The organism is Klebsiella sp. Sb-30, from assembly GCF_057652795.1.
The window spans coordinates 3,921,439-3,940,325 of record NZ_CM172749.1 but is presented as its reverse complement, the minus strand read 5'-3'; the positions used below and the strand labels follow the sequence as shown (position 1 = coordinate 3,940,325).

General features: G+C 58.6%; 17 protein-coding genes. 8 read left to right on the top strand and 9 right to left on the bottom strand.

Translation table 11 applies throughout. From position 1 onward, the window contains the following. Positions 1-49: 49 nt before the first annotated feature. Positions 50-565, top strand: a complete 516-nt coding sequence (locus tag AC236I_RS18395; RefSeq protein ID WP_004859066.1) for an RcnB family protein — start codon at positions 50-52, stop codon at positions 563-565. A gap of 99 nt (positions 566-664) precedes the next feature. On the opposite strand, the gene AC236I_RS18390 is transcribed toward AC236I_RS18395, so the two are convergent. Continuing rightward, positions 665-1,255: a lipid-binding SYLF domain-containing protein gene (locus AC236I_RS18390; RefSeq protein WP_004859069.1), complete on the bottom strand. Its 591-nt coding sequence runs from the start codon at positions 1,253-1,255 to the stop codon at positions 665-667. 571 nt (positions 1,256-1,826) lie between these two features. Here AC236I_RS18390 and AC236I_RS18385 point away from each other — a divergent pair. From AC236I_RS18385 to AC236I_RS18375, 3 genes are all read left to right on the top strand, one after another. Continuing rightward, complete coding sequence (locus AC236I_RS18385) at positions 1,827-3,005, top strand: M20 aminoacylase family protein (protein ID WP_015584965.1); 1,179 nt, start codon at positions 1,827-1,829, stop codon at positions 3,003-3,005. Between the two features lie 19 nt (positions 3,006-3,024). After that, positions 3,025-3,801, top strand: coding sequence for an ABC transporter substrate-binding protein (locus AC236I_RS18380; RefSeq protein ID WP_004859075.1), 777 nt, complete (start codon positions 3,025-3,027; stop codon positions 3,799-3,801). Positions 3,802-3,933: 132 nt separating this feature from the next. Then, positions 3,934-4,887: an aldo/keto reductase gene (locus AC236I_RS18375; protein ID WP_004859079.1), complete on the top strand. Its 954-nt coding sequence runs from the start codon at positions 3,934-3,936 to the stop codon at positions 4,885-4,887. 38 nt (positions 4,888-4,925) lie between these two features. Here the strand turns inward: AC236I_RS18375 and AC236I_RS18370 are convergent, their stop codons facing one another. The 4 genes from AC236I_RS18370 to AC236I_RS18355 form a co-directional block, all read right to left on the bottom strand. After that, positions 4,926-5,717, bottom strand: coding sequence for a MoaF C-terminal domain-containing protein (locus AC236I_RS18370; RefSeq protein WP_151333911.1), 792 nt, complete (start codon positions 5,715-5,717; stop codon positions 4,926-4,928). A gap of 25 nt (positions 5,718-5,742) precedes the next feature. After that, complete coding sequence (locus tag AC236I_RS18365; protein WP_044349154.1) at positions 5,743-6,519, bottom strand: SDR family NAD(P)-dependent oxidoreductase; 777 nt, start codon at positions 6,517-6,519, stop codon at positions 5,743-5,745. An 85-nt stretch (positions 6,520-6,604) separates the two neighbouring features. Next, positions 6,605-8,338 (bottom strand): arylsulfatase, encoded by a 1,734-nt coding sequence (locus AC236I_RS18360; RefSeq protein WP_487608578.1) that lies wholly within the window; start codon positions 8,336-8,338, stop codon positions 6,605-6,607. Between the two features lie 76 nt (positions 8,339-8,414). Next, positions 8,415-9,602 (bottom strand): anaerobic sulfatase maturase, encoded by a 1,188-nt coding sequence (locus AC236I_RS18355; RefSeq protein WP_044349152.1) that lies wholly within the window; start codon positions 9,600-9,602, stop codon positions 8,415-8,417. Positions 9,603-10,080: 478 nt separating this feature from the next. Here AC236I_RS18355 and AC236I_RS18350 point away from each other — a divergent pair, with 478 nt between their 5' ends. The 3 genes from AC236I_RS18350 to AC236I_RS18340 all read left to right on the top strand — a co-directional run bounded on the left by AC236I_RS18350 (position 10,081) and on the right by AC236I_RS18340 (position 13,189). Beyond that, positions 10,081-10,764 (top strand): helix-turn-helix transcriptional regulator, encoded by a 684-nt coding sequence (locus tag AC236I_RS18350; protein WP_004859096.1) that lies wholly within the window; start codon positions 10,081-10,083, stop codon positions 10,762-10,764. A gap of 117 nt (positions 10,765-10,881) precedes the next feature. Then, positions 10,882-12,072 carry an MFS transporter gene (locus AC236I_RS18345; protein WP_487608577.1) on the top strand — a complete coding sequence of 397 codons (1,191 nt, stop codon included), beginning with the start codon at positions 10,882-10,884 and terminating at the stop codon, positions 12,070-12,072. A gap of 1 nt (position 12,073) precedes the next feature. Further along, complete coding sequence (locus tag AC236I_RS18340) at positions 12,074-13,189, top strand: class II histone deacetylase (protein ID WP_032716820.1); 1,116 nt, start codon at positions 12,074-12,076, stop codon at positions 13,187-13,189. A 75-nt stretch (positions 13,190-13,264) separates the two neighbouring features. On the opposite strand, the gene AC236I_RS18335 is transcribed toward AC236I_RS18340, so the two are convergent. From AC236I_RS18335 to AC236I_RS18320, 4 genes are all read right to left on the bottom strand, one after another. Beyond that, positions 13,265-13,822 (bottom strand): DUF3156 family protein, encoded by a 558-nt coding sequence (locus AC236I_RS18335; protein ID WP_065905947.1) that lies wholly within the window; start codon positions 13,820-13,822, stop codon positions 13,265-13,267. Beyond that, positions 13,800-15,299, bottom strand: coding sequence for an APC family permease (locus AC236I_RS18330; protein WP_004859112.1), 1,500 nt, complete (start codon positions 15,297-15,299; stop codon positions 13,800-13,802). Before AC236I_RS18330 ends, AC236I_RS18335 begins: the two co-directional genes overlap by 23 nt. Positions 15,300-15,490: 191 nt before the next feature. Next, entirely contained in the window at positions 15,491-15,856 is a 366-nt protein-coding gene (locus AC236I_RS18325) for a cupin domain-containing protein (protein WP_004859114.1), read from the bottom strand. A gap of 13 nt (positions 15,857-15,869) precedes the next feature. After that, entirely contained in the window at positions 15,870-17,171 is a 1,302-nt protein-coding gene (locus AC236I_RS18320) for an NAD(P)/FAD-dependent oxidoreductase (protein ID WP_004859120.1), read from the bottom strand. A gap of 150 nt (positions 17,172-17,321) precedes the next feature. Here AC236I_RS18320 and AC236I_RS18315 point away from each other — a divergent pair, with 150 nt between their 5' ends. Further along, positions 17,322-18,815, top strand: a complete 1,494-nt coding sequence (locus AC236I_RS18315) for an aldehyde dehydrogenase family protein (protein WP_160873196.1) — start codon at positions 17,322-17,324, stop codon at positions 18,813-18,815. Positions 18,816-18,887 lie beyond the last annotated feature (72 nt).

Genomic DNA, 18,887 nt, shown 5'->3' with positions numbered 1-18,887 from the left:
CTTTCTCCACATTCCGGCGGTAAAAAGGAGGCATATCAGGAGGTGTACAATGAAAAAAATGATTTCTCTGGCCGTTATGTTGTCCTGCGCATTAAGCTCGTTAGCCTGGGCCGACGGCCCGAACGGCAACGGTAACCCAGGCCAACAGCAGGTGTGGCAAAACGGCTCTGGGCACGGTAGTCCGGACGGCAATCGTCAGCAGGGACCGGGTAATAATGGTCCTCAGGGCAACGGCGACAGCCATCGTCAGGGCGCGGATAATCGCGGCTCGGATCGTCACAACCCCGGCGACAATCGCGGCAATAATCATGCACAAGGGAAGTCGCATCAGGAACGTCATGAACAAGACCACTTTGCGTGGAACGGGCATGACTTCCGTAAGGGGCAACCTGCGCCGGAGCGTTATCGCGGGAATGATTATCGGGTCAGCAACTGGAACGATCGCGGCCTGCCGCCGCCTCCGCAGGGGCAGCACTGGTCGTATATTAACGGCAACTATGTCCTGATTGCGGCGGCCACCGGCATCATTACGTCTATTCTGGTGAACGGCGTCCTTTCGCATTAATTTCGCACCGATGCTGCAGGGGCGAATCCGCCCTCGGGCAAACCCTCTCCCGTTCAGGGAGAGGGGATTACCGCCGGGTGACCTGTTATCCCGAGCAATCTATCTTTTATTCAGCGCCTCATCCGGCCAGTACTTATAGCCGTTGAGCATCGCCTGAGCGGCCAGCCCTTTCTCGGTAATTTCATAAACGTTCACTTTCGACGGCAGCGAAGAGGTATCCTTTGCGACGCCGCTTGCCGACGCGGCGACCGGCGCGACACCTTTATCATCATATTTCGCCGCGGCATTCGCGTCTGCGCCGACCATATAGCCCTGGGTAATAAAGGTGTGGAGTGCCGCTTTATCGTGGAACACCAGTACGGTGCGCTGCTGCTTCACGCCCATCCCCAGCCCGGCGCCGCCCTGAGCCATTTTCATATAGGTATCTTTGCCGGTGCGGAGATCTTTAACCACGCCGTAACCGCTGCCAAATCCTAATACCAGAATTTTGCTGCTGTTGCTGGCAAATACGGCATAGCCATCGGCGTGCTGGATATCGCTACGGGCTTCCGGGTAGAGAGAATAGAGTTTGCTCAGCGTTTCGCTGCGTATTTTTTGAATACTGGCGCGCTGCTGGCTGGCGGTATCACCCTGGGCGCTACAGCCTGCCAGCGCCAGCGCTGACGCCAGGAAAAGAGCCTGATATTTCATATTTGAGTTCTACGCTATTCTGCGTCCATCTTATGGCGCGCGTTTATTTTTCCGTTGGTTCCGGAGGAGGCGTCGTGAATCATCTTCAGGTATGTCGTGGTGATTTCGCTGCCGGCGCTATCGGCATGCTCGCTGCCCGCAACATGGCGCCTCCTGAAGAAATGCGGGTATTTAATACGCTGATTTAAGCGTGGCGATCGTAGAATAAAAACTCGTTAACAATCCAATAATTAAAAGTTTATATTTAAATTTTGCCTTATTTGTGGGTTATATCACTATTAAAATAAGGTTTATTAGCATGGTGTTGCTGGCCTTTTTTACATTCTGTTGAACGCCTTACTCTTTTTCGCATTGCCGGTAACTTGCTGAATAATCATTAGTAAATGAGATGAAGCGCACGCCGGAAATCAGAAATCTTGCTTGCATTAAACGCTTATCCAGATAAGTTATTGAGTCTGAGATTATTCTTCATACTTCACGTTTTGGGGTTCTGGCATCCCACTTTTCGACAACCGTTTACCTGAAGCCTGAATGAATCAGAATATCTATTTCTTATTTCCCGGAGACCGGCATGAGCAATTTTGTGATTCCAGAAATTAAAGCAGCTGAAGAAGAGATGATTGCGATCCGTCATTATTTACATGCCCATCCGGAATTAAGTCTGGAAGAGTTTAATACCAGCGAGCTGGTGGCGAAAAAACTGGCGGAGTGGGGTTATGCGGTGACCCGCGAGCTGGGGAAAACCGGGCTGGTAGGGTCGCTTACGAAAGGGCATTCATCGCGCACGATCGGGCTGCGCGCCGATATGGACGCACTGCCGATTTTTGAAACCACGGAATTACCCTGGGCCAGCACCGTACCAGGGAAAATGCACGCCTGCGGCCACGACGGTCACACCACTATTCTGCTGGCGGCGGCAAAATATATTGCCTCGCCGGCCTGCCAGTTTAACGGCACGGTGCATGTGATTTTCCAGCCAGCGGAAGAGGCGATTGGCGGCGCAGACCTGATGATAAAAGACGGGTTGTTTGAACGCTTCCCCTGCGATTGCGTGTTTGCGCTGCACAATATGCCGGGACTGCCGGTCGGCAAGCTGGGCTTCTACGCCGGCAACTTTATGGCGTCGGCGGATACCGTCAAGATAACCATTCACGGCTACGGCGGCCACGGCGCCCATCCGGAGCGCGCGGTCGATCCCATTCTCGCCGGCTCGGCGCTGGTGATGGCCCTGCAAAGTATCGTCGCGCGTAACGTGCCGCCGGGGGAAACCGCCGTTGTCACCGTCGGCACCTTCCAGTCGGGCATCGCCTCTAACGTGATCCCGGAAAGCGCGGTGATGGAACTGACCGTGCGGGCGATGAAGCAGGAGGTACGCGACCTGCTGATTAAACGGATTCACGACATCACCGAATTTACCGCCAAAAGCTACGGAGCGACCAGCGAGATTGAGGTCTACGACTCCTACCCGGTGCTGACCAATAGCGTGGAGGAGACCGCGTTCGCCAAAGCATTAGCGACGGAACTCTTTGGTAGCGAACAGGTGCTGGAATCCATTTCGCCGATGAATGCCAGCGAAGATTTTGCCTTTATGCTGCAGGCGCGTCCGGGCTGCTATTTCCTGCTGGGTAACGGCGAGAAGGGCGATAAAGGCGGCTGCATGGTGCATAACCCTGGCTATGACTTTAACGATGACATTATTACCACCGGGGCGTCGTTTTTCGCCCGGTTAGTTGAAACACACTGCCGTTGATCTCTGGAGCTCGTAAATAATGAAAAAATCACTACTGCTGTGGGTCGCGCTGATGGCATCCGCATCGACGCTGGCCGCAGAACAAAAAGAAATTCGTTTTGGCGTCGATCCCACTTTTGCGCCGTTTGAATGGAAAGACCCGCAGGGCAAACTGGCGGGTTTCGATATTGATTTAGGCAACGCCATCTGCCAGCAGCTGCAGGCGAAATGCGTGTGGGTGGAAAGCAACTTCGACGGCATTATTCCGGCGCTGAAGGCGCGTAAATTCGACGCGATTCTCTCCGGCATGTATATGACCGAGAAACGCAAAGAGCAGATTGGCTTTAGCGACAAGCTATATAACGGCCCGGTGTTCCTCGTGGCGCGTAAAAATACGCTGACCGGCAATACGCCGGAGCAGCTCAAAGGCAAAACGATCGGCGTGGAGCAGGGCTCAGCGCAGGAGACTTACGTCAACCAGCACTGGCGTCCGGCGGGAATTAATATCGTGGCCTATCAGGGCGCTGACAGCGTCGTGCGGGATCTGGAGTCCGGGCGTATTGATGGCGCGGTGCTCTCCGGAATGATGGCGGACTACAGCTTCCTGCAGCAGCCGCAGGGCAAAGATTTCGCCTTTGTTGGCGGTCATTTGCAGGACGATAAGCTGTTTGGCGCCGGCGCTGCGATTGGCCTGCGTAAAGAGGACGACGCGCTGCGTCAGGAAATTAACCGCGCGATCGCGCAGATTCTTGCCGACGGAACCTATAAAAAACTGTCGGGTAAATATTTTAGCTTTGACGTCTATTCCGGGACATAATGTTGTGATGCGTCCGGCGGGCACGGATGGGCCCGCCGCAAGATTCCTTTTCTGACTCTCCACTCATAGTTCTTTCCCGCCCCTTGCGGCCTGGCGAAGGATGCAGAATATAAGCGATAAGGAGTGAACGGCATGAATACACGTCCATTGGGCAAAACCGGATTTTCCATCGCGCCGCTGGTCTTCGGCGGCAACGTGTTTGGCTGGACCTGCGATGAAAAAACCAGTTTTGCCATTCTTGATGCTTTTGTCGACCACGGCTTTGACGCCATTGATACCGCTGATGTCTACTCCCGCTGGGCGGATGGCAACCAGGGTGGCGAGTCGGAAACCCTGATTGGCCGCTGGCTGCAGGCGCGTCCGGGGATGCGTGATAAGGTAAAAATCTTCACCAAAGTGGGCTCTGATTTAGGGCTGCCCGGGCAAAAAGGGCTGAAGAAAGCCTGGATCCAGCAGGCCGTGGAAAACTCGCTGCGCCGTCTGAACACCGATTATATCGATCTCTATTTTGCCCACTGGCCGGACCCGGAAACCCCCATTGCCGAGACGTTGAGCGCTTTTCACGCGCTGCAGCAGGCGGGGAAAATTCGCGCGACGGGGGCTTCTAACCTGGATGCCCAGCAGCTTTCCGCGGCGCTGGAAGTGGCGCGGAAAGAGGGGCTGCCGGCCTGGCAGGTGCTGCAACCGGAATACAACCTCTATCACCGCTCCGCTTTTGAGGGGGCGCTGTGCGACCTGTGCATCAGCCGGGAAATAGGCGTCGTCACCTACTACAGCCTCGCCTCCGGCTTCCTGACCGGTAAATACCGTCAACAGGCCGATCTGGCGCAAAGCCAGCGCGGCAGCGGCATCGGGAAATACCTTAATCCGCGCGGAATGCGGATTATCGATACTCTGGAAGAGGTTGCCGCCCAGCATCATGCCAAACCTGGCGAAGTGGCGCTGGCCTGGCTGATGGGCCGGGAAGGGGTGACCGCGCCAATTGCCAGCGCCACCAGCGTGGCTCAGGTTGAGAGCTTTGCTCGTGCCGCTCAGCTGACGCTGAATGCCGCCCAGCTGGCGCGGCTGGAGATTGCCAGCGCCTGACGACGACGTGCCGGAGCCGCCAGGCTCCGGCGCTACGCTCAGGAAGAATGGTTCGTCACATTCAGAATCTGCGCGCTGGCCCCGACCGGGAAATTGCTCAGCGCGGCAAAATCACTTCCCTGATAGCCGAGAATCTTGCCGTCGGTGCGCATCTGCTGCAGATCGATAAGGATCACGCCCAGCGTCGGAATGATTTTCTCGCGCCAGACGAACAGCGTCAGATCGTCCGCCACCTGCACATAGTGACAGCGATCGACATCCGCCAGACCTTTCTCCACACCCTCCAGACACTGCCAGGCATAGAAGTTATCGTTGAGATAAATATGCTCGTAGCGTTCGGTCGGGCTGTAGGTGTACTGGTTACGCATTCCCACCAGCGCGCGGGTGAAGGTCGGTAGCGGTCCCGGCTCGCGGTTCAGTCGGGCAAAATGGAAGCGGGCTTCGACTGCCGTCAGCGGCAGCCCCTGCTCGACGCGGCTGAACGCATCGAGGCGCGCGGCCTGCTCCGTCGGCAGCTGACCGTAGACCAGGGTAGCGTTATTTTGCGTCAGGTTGCACACCGCGCTGATGCTGGCGTTCTCCTTGCCGGGATCGAGAAAATCGATAAACAGTACATCGGGGCGAATGGCGGTCACGCGCCCGGAAACGGGCTGCCCGTCCCAGAGCAGGGCGTGGTCATCGGCCATCGTCAGCTGATGACGGGCGCCGTCGGCCAAATAAAAGGTCAGTGGCTTTCCGCCGGGCAAAGAGGAAACCGGCAGCACGTTGCCGTGAGGCGCAAAGCCGTCCGCAAGCGCGCCGACCTGAATAAATACGGCTTCTGAAGTCATGTGAGATCCTTGTTGTGTAAGAACGTTAAGCAAATGCCAGCGTCGGGACATCAACCGCACTGGCGCCGCCGTCGGCAACCAGCGTCGCACCGCTGATAATCGACGCCTGCGGGGAACAGAGGAACTGGCAGGCGAGCGCAATCTCCTGCGCGCTGGCCGGGCGGCGCAGCGGGACGTCGCGACACACCTGCTGATAGGCCTGCTCAAGGCTGATCCCCTGCGCGTCCATCAGCGGCTGCATCTCCTCATCGGCCATCGGCGTGGTCACCCAGCCGGGGCAAATGGCGTTGGCGCGTACGCCTTGCGGGCCATAGTCCCGCGCGACTGAACGCATCAGGCCCATCACTGCATGTTTGGCGGTGACGTAGCCGCAGGCCTGCGGTCCGGCGGCGAGGGAGGCGATCGAGGCGACAAACAGCACGTTGCCGCGTCGGGCAATCAGCGATGGCAGGCAGGCGCGGACGCTGGCAAACGCGCTGTTGAGATTGCTCTCCAGCGCCGCACGCCACTGCCGGTCGCTGGTCTCCACGACGGCGCCGTTGCCCATGCCGCCCGCGCTACAGATTAAAACGTCGATATGGCCCGCGCGTTCGAGAATCGTCGGCAGCAGATGAGCCTGCCACTCATCGCCGCTGGCGGCATCGCCCGCCAGCGCCACCGCGCCGGTCTCTTCCGCCAGCGCCTGCAAAGGGGCAAGACGGCGGCCGGTAATGAACACCGTCTCGCCCGCCGCCGCCATCAGTCGTGCACAGGCGGCGCCAATCCCGGTGCCACCGCCGGTAATCACTACCACTCTACTCATCGTTTCTCTCCCAACACGCCTGCTTTGTACCTTAGAAAGGGGATATGCTCCCTGCTATCGCCCGAAAGAACGATCGCCGGATGAATCAATCGTGCTGCGGCGCCGGTATCGCCTGTGGCGCCGCAACGGATTTCATGGTCTGAGGATCCACCGCGAGGTAGCGACCGGTTTTCGCGTCGATGCCGACATAGTCGATGGCTTTGCCGTCGGCGTGAACCACCATGGTGCGACCGGCAAACGCCGCGTAATCCTGACTCATGGTCTGCACCCGCTGCGGATATTGTGCGGCGACATCATGGGTTTCCAGCGGGTCCTGCTTAAGATTGAACAGCCCCCACGGCGCGTCGCCCGCCTGCGGGAAGGTTTTTACCAGCCGCCGCAGCTTCCAGTCACCGTCAATCCAGGCCGCCTGGTTATGCAGCTCGACGCCGTAGCGGGAGCGCGGCGGCTGTAAGCTTTCGCCGGTCAGATAGCGTTTAAAGCTGACGCCGACCATCGGCAGGACCGGTTTTTTCGCCAGCGCTTTCGTGGCATCGATACCGGCGAACTCATAGAGGGTGGGCGCGACGTCATACACCGCCATGGTGGTGGCGTCGATTTTGCCGCTATGGACAATCCCGGGCCCGGCAATCATAAAGTCGGTATTGATGCCGCCCTGGCCGCTGGTGGTTTTGTGGTAGCGCGCGTAAGGGGCGTTGCTGACGTTCGCCCAGTGCGGGCCATAGGAGACGAACGAACCTTTGCGGCCAATATTCTCGTAGCGATTGTCGAACTGCTTCCAGAACGCGGGTTCTGATTCGTAGTAAAAGCCTTCTGCCGGGTTAGCGCCGTTATCGGTTAAAAAGATCAGCAGCGTATTTTTATCCCGCCCGGTTTGCTTCAGCGTTTCCATCACCGTACCGATCTGCGCATCCATGTTGGCAATCATCGCGGCGTATACCTGCATCACTTTCGCGGTGTATTTTTGCTGCTCCGGCGTCAGTGCCGCCCACTCTTTATCGAGATCCAGCCCAGGAAGCGGCGTGTCGTCATGGAGAATACCTGACGCCTTCAGACGGGCAATTCGCTGGCGATAAACTTCGCCATAGCCCTGCTCGTACTGACCTTTAAAACGGGAAATCCATTCATCCGGCGCCTGCAGCGGGTCGTGGGGAGCGGTAAAGGCCAGCCAGGCAAAAACCGGCTGTTCCGACGGCGTTTCTTTGATCCACTGGTTCATCTGGGCGGCGTAGGCCTCGCTGGAGTAAAAGTCGGCGGGGAGCGAAACCCGCTGGCCGTCGCGGGTGTAGTAGGTGTGGAAGGCTTCGACGGTACCCAGCGGTATCGCATCGTCAAAATGGCTGGTGCCGCCGCCCATAAAGGCGAACGAGTGGCGAAAGCCCCGATCGTTTGGCGTGGCGCCGGGTACAAAGCCGAGGTGCCATTTCCCGGTCATCAGCGTGTTATAGCCGGCATCTTTAAATCGTTCGGCCATGGTAGTGACGCGATCGGTGAGGCGCAGTTCATACCCCTCTTTGCCAAGGGTGCTGTCATACCACCACATTCCGCCCATGCCGGCCTGCTGGTTAGTATTCCCGGTCAACAGCATCGAACGGGCAGGGGCTGACATCGGCGACGTGTAGTACTGGCTCATGCGCACGCCCTGTTCGGCCATCGCCTGCAGGTTAGGCGTCGGGATTTCACCGCCGAAGGGGCTGATATCGGAATACCCCATATCGTCGGCGATAATCACGATGATGTTGGGGCGCTCGGTTTGCTCGCTGTGCGCTGCGCCGGAGAGGATCATGCTCAGCGCGGCGGCCACTGTTTTTTTCTTCACTACCGGGTCTCCTGTTCAGGATCGGGGATTCATCGCGCCCGAAGATGAAGGCGGCGCGACCATGGAAAAATGTCGGTTAGCGCGTCGCCCGACTGTCGATAAAGCGGGCGCGCCAGGCGCGCAGGCCGTTCATATCGCGGGAGTAGGGGCGCAGCGGAGCAAGAATTTCGCTAAAAAAATGGAAGTAGCCGGCGCACAGCCGGTTGTAGCCGGCGTCGTTAAGATGGGCCGGACAGCCGCCCTGGCAGACTATTTTTACCGCGCACTGCTGACACTCCCGGCGTCGGCTTTTTTCGCTGCCGAAGGGCAGGCGGGTCGCGCTGTCCACCGCCTGAGCCAGCGGGCGGTCGTCGAGCTGGCCAAGATGATGCCGGTCGTTAATCAGGTGATCGCAGGCGTAGAGCCGGCCGTCGGGCTCCATCACCAGGTTGCTGCCGCAGCGAGCGGCATGGACGCAGGTGGCGCTGGTATGGCTAAAATATTGCCCCCACGCCTGCTCAATATTCATCACAAAAACCCGCCCGATATCGTCGCGCTTACGCCACTGGCGCCAGATAGCGACCATAAAGCGCCCCCAGTTATCGGCGCTGAGCCGGTAGCCCTGCGCCAGGGCATCGCCTTCGCTCATCAGCGGCTGAAACTGCAGGTAGCGGGCGCCAAGACTGACAATATGGTCGTAAATGGAGGCCGCGTGCCGGGTCATCTCGTCGTGGACCACCACCAGTAAATTAAATTCCACCTGATGCCGGTGCAGCAGAGCGATGCCGCGCAGCGCCGCCGGGTAGCTGGCCTGGCCGCGTTTATCCGGACGATGGTGGTTTTGCAGTGTTTCACTGCCTTCCAGACTGACGCCGACCGTGAAGTGATGTTCCCGGAACAGGCGGCACCACGCATCGTTGATGAGCGTGGCGTTGGTTTGCAGGCTGTTGCTGATGGTGACGCCCGCGGGGGCATAGCGCTGCTGCAGCGCCAGCGCCTTCTGATAAAACCGCAGTCCGGCCAGCAGCGGTTCGCCGCCTTGCCAGACGAAATTAATCTCCCGGGCCCCGGCCGGTTGGGCGGCAATATAGCGGCGGATAAACGACTCCAGCGTCGCATCGTCCATTTTCCGCACCGGGGTATCGCCCTGTGGGTAATAACAGTAACGGCAGGCAAGGTTGCAGGCCGGGCCAATGGGTTTGATCAAAAGATGAAAGGGCACCGTTGCCCGAGGCTCCATAGCCAGCGGAATTTGCTGCTGGCGTAGTGCGGCGATATTCAGCATCGTTTTGATCCTGTCCGGTTAAGTTATTTTATTTGCCATTCTGGCGCGGGGCGGCACTCCGTCTCCGGTTAATTTTTTCGGCCTGCGGTCCTGTTTGGGCAGCAGAAAAACCTACGCTTCCCTGCAGAGTTAAGCGCCTGATGAAAATGACCTGAGTGTTATTTATCAGGTATAGAGGAGTCGTTGAAAAAGACTATCGTTCTAAAGGACGAGTTCGGCGCTGAAAAGCGTGAGAATGTGAAGCGCGCGGCGCCAGGGGATAAAGTTAATAACTTTTGTTTATGTTTTAATATTAGGTCGATAACACAACGCTATGCGCAATAATAATGTTTTAAATAACAGTGCGTTAAATAAAATTTTGCAACCAATATCACATTGTTAATATGTTAATGATTGTGTTACTTAAATGTGAAATGTATGCTTCTTGTATCGTTGGTCATCCGCGTTTAACGCACTTTCACCTCGACGGGAGGGGATCATGTCTGCTTTATTAAAAGCCAGTCGTAATGATGCGATAATTGCCCGTTGTTTACAGACTATTTCACAGTTAATTCCACTGTCGTCGGCGGTGTTTTATCGGGTCAATCATCGTTTAAAACCAGAACACTATATTTTGCATAATATTTCTGCGAATACGCACCAGCAATATCTGGAGTGTTTTCAGCCGTTAGATCCGCTGCTGCCGTCCCGTTTTAGCCATCAGGCAATTACCATGGCGGCGATGACGCCAGGCCTCTGTGACCGTAACCGTCATTACTATCATGAGTTTATGTTGCCGAATAATGTTCGCGACATGACCGAAGTGTTTATTCGCCGCGACCGACGGATTATTGCCGGTATCTCCTTAATGCGCGATGTCGCTTTCTCCAGCGAAGAGCGTCTGCGCGCCCAGGCGGTGCTGCCGCTGGTGGAGCTGGCCATCCACGATTGTCTCCAGGAAGAGGAAGACCTGCCGGCGATGCTGACGGCGAAAGAGCGTGAAATTGTTGGCATGGTCCGCGAAGGGGCCAGTAATAAGCTGATTGCTCGTCAGCTGGATATTTCTCTCTCCACGGTGAAGACCCACCTACGCAATATTTTTGCCAAGACCGAAGTGGTCAATCGTACCGAGCTCGTTTCCCGAACCTGGATGCCATCCGCTCAGCGCACGCTGCATCTGTAATCTGACTCATCGCATCCCGCGCGCGCCGCCGACCGCGGCGTTTTCCTGATGCCTGACGGTATCACTCCCTGGACTGCTGCCCGGGGGGAGACTTTTTTGACTGGAGCACGCACCACGATGTCGAGTACGCCTGTTGCCGAAAAGCTTTTATCCCAGCCGTCCGGGCTGGTTTTCACCGCCCGCCTGCTGGCGGCCATCGTCATTTTCGCTGCCGTTGCGCCGGGGATTCTGATGACCGCGCCTGCGGTCGCGGCGCAGTTGGCCAGCGAATGGCAGCTGACGCCGGCAGAGATTGGCTATCTTTTCTCCGCCGAACTCGGCGCCATGAGCCTTGCGACGCTGCCCGCATGGTGGTGGATGAGTCGTCTGAACTGGCGCCGCGTGGCCCTGTGCGCCTGCGCGGTGTTTCTCGTCGCCAATCTTGTCTCGGCGGCGGTCAGTCAATACGAAACGCTGCTGATCGCCCGCTTCATCGCCTCGCTGGCGGGGGGCACCCTGATGATCCTGTGTATCAGCAGTGCGGCCGGGACGGCCAATCCTTCCCGGGTGTATGCCTTCTGGGTGCTGGGACAACTGCTGCTGGGAATGGTGGGACTGCTGGTGTTACCCGCCCTGTTTGCCAGCTTTGGCCTGAAGGTGGTGTATCTGATCCTCGCCGCTATCATGCTCTGCTGTCTGCCGCTGGTCCCGGCCTTTCCTCAGCGCTTTCAGCCGATGTCGGCCTCTTCCCGCCAGCCGCCCGCGGCCGCACCGCGACGTAAGCTGTGCGCGGTGCTGGCGATCCTCACGTTTTATATCAGCCTCAGCGCGGTGTGGACTTTTATCGGCACCATCGGCAGCGCGGCGGGATTGACCGCGGCGCAAATTGGCATGGTGCTGGCGGCTGCGACGGTGTGCGGCATTATCGGCGCGGGCGGCGCCGCTCTGCGCGGCACGCGGCGCCCGGACCGGATACCGGTCTGGCTGGGCTACGGCCTGCTGATTCTCAGCATTGTGCTGCTGGTCAGTCATCCGCTGCTGATGCGCTTCGCGCTGGCCGCGCTGCTGTTCAAATTCACCTGGACCTTTGTTCTGCCTTTTATTCTCGCGCGCGTTGCCGGGCTGGATAACAACGGTCGCCTGATGAACAGCATCAATCTGGTGATTGGCGGCGGAATGGCGGCCGGTCCGGCGCTGGCCGGGGCGCTGCTACAACGTTTTTCCAGCGCCGATGCGCTGCTTGCGGCGGCAGGCGGCTGCGCGCTGATCTCAGCAGGATTAATTCTGGCGGCATCGTCCGCCGGGAAGAGTGAGCCAACGGGAGGATAGAGTGAAAAGAAAAACCGGTTTCTTCTTTGATGAACGTTGTTTCTGGCACAGTACCGGCCTGCATGCGGTGACGCTACCGGTCGGCGGCTGGGTACAACCTCCGGCAGGGGGCGGCCATGCGGAATCGCCGGAGACCAAGCGTCGGATGAAAAACCTGATGGATGTCGCGGGGCTGACTGCGCAGCTTCAGCTACGCGGCGGCGCGGCCGCCGGCGAGGAGGATCTGCGCCGCATTCACCCGGCACATTATCTGGAGCGCTTTAAGGCGATCAGCGATAGCGGCGGCGGTCTGCTGGGCAAAGAGGCGCCGCTGGGGCCGGGCAGCTATGAAATTGCCTGCCTTTCTGCCGGGCTGGCCTGTGCCGCGGTTGAGGCGGTGCTGAGCGGCGAGCTGGATAATGCCTACTCTCTGTCGCGGCCGCCGGGCCACCACTGCCTGCCGGATCAATCGATGGGCTTCTGTTTTCTTGCCAACATTCCCATTGCCGTGGAGCGGGCGAAGGCGCGGTTCGGGCTGGGTAAAGTGGCGATCCTCGACTGGGATGTGCACCACGGCAACGGTACGCAACATATCTACCTGCATCGTGACGATGTGCTGACAATCTCGCTGCACCAGGACGGCTGTTTCCCACCGGGCTATGCCGGAGAGGAAGATCGCGGCACCGGTGCCGGCGAAGGTTACAACATTAACGTTCCGCTGATGGCCGGCGCAGGGGACGACGGCTGGCGCTATGCGCTGGAAACGATCGTGCTGCCGGCGCTGGCGCGTTTTGAACCGGATCTGATTATCGTCGCCTGCGGTTACGATGCCAACGCTATGGATCCGCTGGCGCGAATGCTGCTCCACAGCGATAGTTTCCGCGCCATGACCGAACGGGTGCAGGAGGCGGCCGATCGCCTGTGCGGCGGTAAGCTGGTGATGGTGCATGAAGGGGGCTATGCCGAATCCTATGTACCGTTCTGCGGGCTGGCGGTGATGGAGGCGTTGAGCGGCGTGAAAACCGAGGTTGAGGATCCGCTGCTGGCGTTTATTCAGCAACAGCAACCGCGCGAGGCCTTTACCCGCTTTCAGCGCCAGGCGATTGACGAACTGGCGCACCGGTTTGGGCTGAAGTAATCTCCTTTCGCTTCTCCGCCAGGAAGGCGGAGAAGCGCTCTCCTGTGTGGGACTATTTTTCACTTCTCTTTGATGTCACTTCTCTGTCGCCGTTTGCGCCATCCACTGACCGATCGCCTGATGCAGCATATTCATAACGCTCAGCAGCAGCATCCGCTGATGTTTTTCGAGACGCAGATAGCGGCGCAGCGGCGGCATTTTGCAGACCACTTCGCTGGCGGCCCACGGCTCAATGCAGCAGCGCCAGCGCTGATTATCAATGGTTAAGGAGAAACGGCGGTAATCCAGTTCGCTTAATGTCTGCTGTAAACGCGGAAAACGGTTGAGGTAACGGGCGAGATCGGCGGCCGGTTTTGCCGCCCGGAAGGTCACCGGCTGGCGTTTAAGCCAGCCGGATTGATGGGCGCGAATGCTACCCTGAGCGGGCCGGGTGACCGGCCCCTCGACGACAAATTCGCAGCTGTGAATGCTGGCCATAAACAGCCTTTTCTGGCGAACGCTGAAGGTGACGTCGGTGGTGGCGTTCAGGTGCAGCACCGCACTGCGCTCGCTGAGTTTTTCGCTGTCCCAGCCGGCCAGGTCGCGCTGCACCGCATTCATCAGCGGGGTACTAAACGAGGGGACGGAGGGCATCTGGCGTCATCTCCCCTTGGTTCTGTTTCTCATAGTTGCCAATCGCGCGTTCCACCACCTCTTCAACCGGTACCGGACGGAACGGGTTGACCCGCTGGACGCACACCGTCCAGAAGAGGGCATAGGCGGCGGTCAGACCGAGCATGATGCCAAATGGCACCAGCACTTCGCGGCTGTCCATCCCCGGCGGGGTGATATTGATGATGGCGATAATAATCCCGACGCTGGAGATAATTTGCGGCAGCGGGAACCACGGCGAGCGGTAGGCGCGAGGCAGATCCGGACGACGAATACGCAGCAGTACCACCGAAAGGGTCACCAGCAGATAGGCGACGCCCCAGGCGCAGACGGCGGCGAGGATCAGCGGCACGATACGATCGATATTGCCGTTCAGATACCAGGCGTGCAGGCAGGGTATCGCCACGCCAATGGCAATGGCGATAACCGGCGTCTTGAAGCGGGGATGCAGCCAGGTCAGGAAGCGCGGGAGCGCGCCATCCAGCGCCATGCCGTAGATAATCCGCGGTACGGCGGCCATCAGAGTATTAATGGTCGCGCAGCCCGCCAGCAGCAGGCCGACGCCCAGCCAGTACTGTCCCGCGTGGCCCATCACCCGTTCGGCGAAGGCCGGAATAGCCATCGGCGTATCCAGCAGGTGGACGTTGTTCGCCGCGTCCAGTACCACGTTCTCGACCTGACGGTTAATGGCCGCACCATAGATAAACATGCAGCTTGCGACGCCCAGCAGGCCGAGCGCCATCGCGCGAGGAATGGTGCGGTGCGCGTGTTTAATTTCCGGGGCCATGGGGGTCACCAGTTCACAGCCGACGAACATAAACATCGCCATGCCGATATAGCCGAACAGACCTGAGAGATCGCTGACATCAAGCGGCGTGCCGAACCAGCCGGAGAGATGGGTCACCGGCGCCATAAAAATTCCGCACAGGCCGAAAATGGTTAGCGTGCTCCACATCCCGAAGGTCAGTACGACTTCGACCTTTCCGAAGATCTCGACGCCAATGGCGTTCAGCAGGCCGAACACCACCACCATTCCGACACCGACCATCCAGGTATTCTGATGGGCGGCCATCTGGCTGCTGATGGACTCAAAGTTCACCAGCGCCATCACCCCGGCCAGAATGGTTTCCGCGGTGCCGGCAAAAATATGCACGATCAGATAGGCGCACAGCGCGCCGGTAATGGCGAAAAAACGCCCCATCCCGCAGGCGATATAGTCATATACCGAGCCGGTCGTGGGGATTAGCGTCGCCGCTTCGGCAAAGGTGGTGACCTGCGCCTGCATCATGATAAACGCCAGCAGTACCGCCAGCGCGAAGGTATCGCCGCCCATCCCAAAACCGCTGGTCACGGTCAGGATCACCGGGCTGGCCATAATCAGTCCGACGGAGCTGGCGAGGGTAGTAGGAAAGCCGACGACGCCGCGTTCGAGATGGCTGGCGAGTCTTTTACTGAACATAGTCAACCTCTGCACAAGATAGGTAAGGGCAGGGAGTGGCTGGAAGTGAATAGCCATTCCGGATAGTCATAATTTAGGTTGGCATCCGGCTCAATGAATATCGTCCTGAAGGTGGAGAACGGCGGTTGAATCTGTGACCCAGTGCATGAATACAATCCCCGCCGCCGGGCACCGGGGATTGTCTGCGTTGGTTAGCGGCTTTCGACGTTCGCCAGGTAGTGTTTGACGAAGCGCGGGGTGAGGATTTTCCACTCCACTTCGGTGCCCTGCTTCACGAACCAGCTGTCGCCCGGGGCGAAGCGCTGCGGCTTGCCGCCAGAGACGGTCAGCTCAACTTCGCCTTCCAGCACGGTGGCGTGTTCGGTAAACGGATAGGTCATGGTGAAACTCCCCTGAGTGGACGAAAACAGACCGCAGGTAAAGGCGTCCTGTGGTTCGCCGTAAACCATAGCGCCCGCCACCTGCGGATCGCCTTCGGTTGGCGTTGCGCCCAGCAGGCTGACGCTGCCGATAGGCTGCAGTTCAGGAACCGGTTGATCGAGTTTAAATGCTTGCATGATGTTCTCCTGGTTAACTCCGGCCTTTCCAGTAACCGGCGGTTTGATGCATGAGTTTTCCGGCGGTGACCAGCAGCAGACGCAGGCTGTCACGACCGTGGATTGTGGCGTGAGGAATACTGCTCATCAGGCGGTAACGATCTGAGCCGCCGTTAATTCCTTCGGCGAGAATTTTGCACACGATATGCGAGGGGGTGACGCCAAACCCGGAATAACCCTGAACGTAGAAAACGTTATTGTGCTCGCGCAGGGTGCCAATTTGCGGGAACAGGTTCGCGCTACAGGCCATCGGGCCGCCCCAGGCGAAGTCGATTTTGACATCCTTAAGATAGGGGAACACTTCCGCCAGCAGCGTACGATTCCAGGCGGCAAAATCGTTCGGCGTATATTCAAGGTAGCGCGTGGCGCTGCCGAACAGCAGGCGGTTTTCCCGCGTAATTCGGTAGTAGTTGATGACCGGGCGAATGTCGCTGAAGGCGCCGCGTAGCGGGCTGATGCGTTCGATCAGCTCATCGGAAAGGGGTTCCGTTGAGACCTGATAAGAGTAGGTCACCAGCGTCTTGTTATAGATTTCCGGCTCCAGATTATTGAGGAAGCTGTCGCAGGCCCACAGCAGTTTAGCCGCCTTCACGCTGCCCATCGCCGTGCGAACCCGCACCTCTTTGCCGTAATTCACCTCTACGACCGGAGAGGATTCGAAAATTTTCACCCCTAATGAATGCGCCGCTTTTGCCGAGCCCAGCAGCATATTCAGGGAGTGGATCTGCCCGCCGCCCATATGCTTGAGCGCGCCGCAGTAGACGTCGGAGCCCACAATTTGCTGCACATCGCTGCCGGTATAGAGCGCGATATCCTCATCCGGAGTGGCGGCCTTAAACTCTTTTTCCCACTGGCGCAGGGTCTTCAGCTGACGCTGGTTATAGGCCAGATAGCCGTAACCCGGAACAAAGTCGGCATCGATATTGTATTTCTTAATCCGTTCGCGAATGATTCCTGCACCAAGGTTCGAGATTTTAAACAGCGTCTCCAGCCCCTCTTTACCCACATGTTTTTTCACCGCTTCGATGTCGTGACCAATGCCGGCCATGACCTGGCCGCCGTTGCGGCCGGTGCCGCCGTAGCCTAAATGACGGGCTTCGAGTACGACCACGTTGGTGATGCCCTGTTCTGCCAGCTCCAGCGCAGTGTTGATACCGGAAAAGCCGCCGCCGATGATCACCACGTCGGCGTCAATATCATCCTGCAGCGCCGGAAAATGCAGCTGATATTTTTTGGTGGCGCCGTAGTAGTTCAGCGCATCGATTTTGATATTCATAGCGTTACCCTGTCTGTCTCGCCTGGCTAAGACCTCCATCACAGCATGGCGGCGGGGCGCTGAATATCGTCCGAAAGAATGACGTTCTTTAGAACGATAGGCAGTCTGTTTCTGGCGTGATGTGATGAGGAACATTTCCTGAAAAAACGGATGCCACCGATGAGCGACGTGACCTTACTTGCTGAAGTAGCAGCTTTTTTACGCCAACCGCACGGGCAGTTTATTGCCGGAGAGGCTTTGCCCGGCAACGGACCGACGCTGGCGGTGATAAACCCCGCCACTGGCAAAGCGATTGCCGGGGTAACGTCGGCGGATGTCGGGCAGGCGGATCGGGCGATGGCCAGCGCCAGCCAGGCCTTTGACTCCTGGCGTGCGATGCCGACCCTGCAGCGCGGCACGCTGCTGCTCAGGCTGGCCGATCTGCTGGCCAGCCATCGTGAGGAGCTGGCGCAGCTGGAGAGCCTGTGCTCCGGTAAAACCATCGGCCTGGCGCGAATGCTTGAGCTGGATCAGTCGGTGGCGTTCCTGCGCTACTTTGCCGGCTGGGCAGGCAAGGTCACCGGCGAAACGCTGGATGTCTCGCTCCCGTCCATGGCGGGAGAGCAGTACACGGCCTTTACTCGTCGTCAGCCGGTTGGCGTAGTGGTAGGGATCGTGCCGTGGAACTTTTCGATAATGATCGCTATCTGGAAGCTGGCGGCGGCGCTGGTGTGCGGCTGCACCATCGTGATGAAGCCGAGCGAGTATACGCCGCTGACGCTGCTGCGGGTTGCGGAGCTGGCGAAAGAGGCGGGGATCCCGGACGGGGTGATTAACGTGGTGAACGGCGCGGGCGGTGAAATCGCCCAGCGCTTGATCGCCCACCCGGCCTGCGCCAAGGTCAGCTTCACCGGTTCGGTGGCGACCGGCGAGAAAGTTCAGCATGCGGCGATCGGCGCCGGAAAACGCGTCACCCTCGAACTGGGGGGCAAAAACGCCGCGCTGTTTCTCGACGATCTCACCCCCGAGGCGATGGCGGACGGCATTATCGAAGCAGGTTATCTGAACCAGGGGCAAATCTGCGCTGCCGCCGAGCGGTTTTATCTGCCGCAGGGCAAGCTGGATGCTGTGCTGGAAATACTGAAGCAGCGCCTGTCTGCGCTGCGTCCCGGCTCACCGCTGGATGAACAGACGCTGATGGGGCCGCTGGCTAATCGGGTGCAGTTTGAGAAGGTGCTGCAGCTGATTGAAAAAGCGCGGGAAGAGGGCGACACCATTGTCTGCGGCGGCGAAGCGCTGCCCGGCGACGGCTATTTTGTCTTACCGACGGCGGTGAAGGTCCGGAGCGAAAACAGCACGCTGATGCAGGAAGAGACTTTCGGTCCGGTGTGCAGTTTTATCGGCTACCAAAGCGAAGAGGAGGCGCTGTCCCGGATTAACGCTTCGCCGTTTGGCCTGGCCGCCAGCGTCTGGTCGGAGAACATCCGCAAGGCGCTGCGCTATTCCGACGCGATTAACGCCGGAATTGTCTGGGTGAATATGCACACCTTTCTCGATCCGGCGGTGCCGTTTGGCGGCATGAAAGGGTCGGGGATTGGCCGCGAGTTCGGCAGCGCCTTTATCGATGATTACACCGAACTCAAATCGGTGATGGTACGCTATTAGTCCGGCGCCATCGGCCGCTATAGTGCTGAAGCGATCGTATATCGGGCCGTGCGATTTGTCGGATGTGGCCCG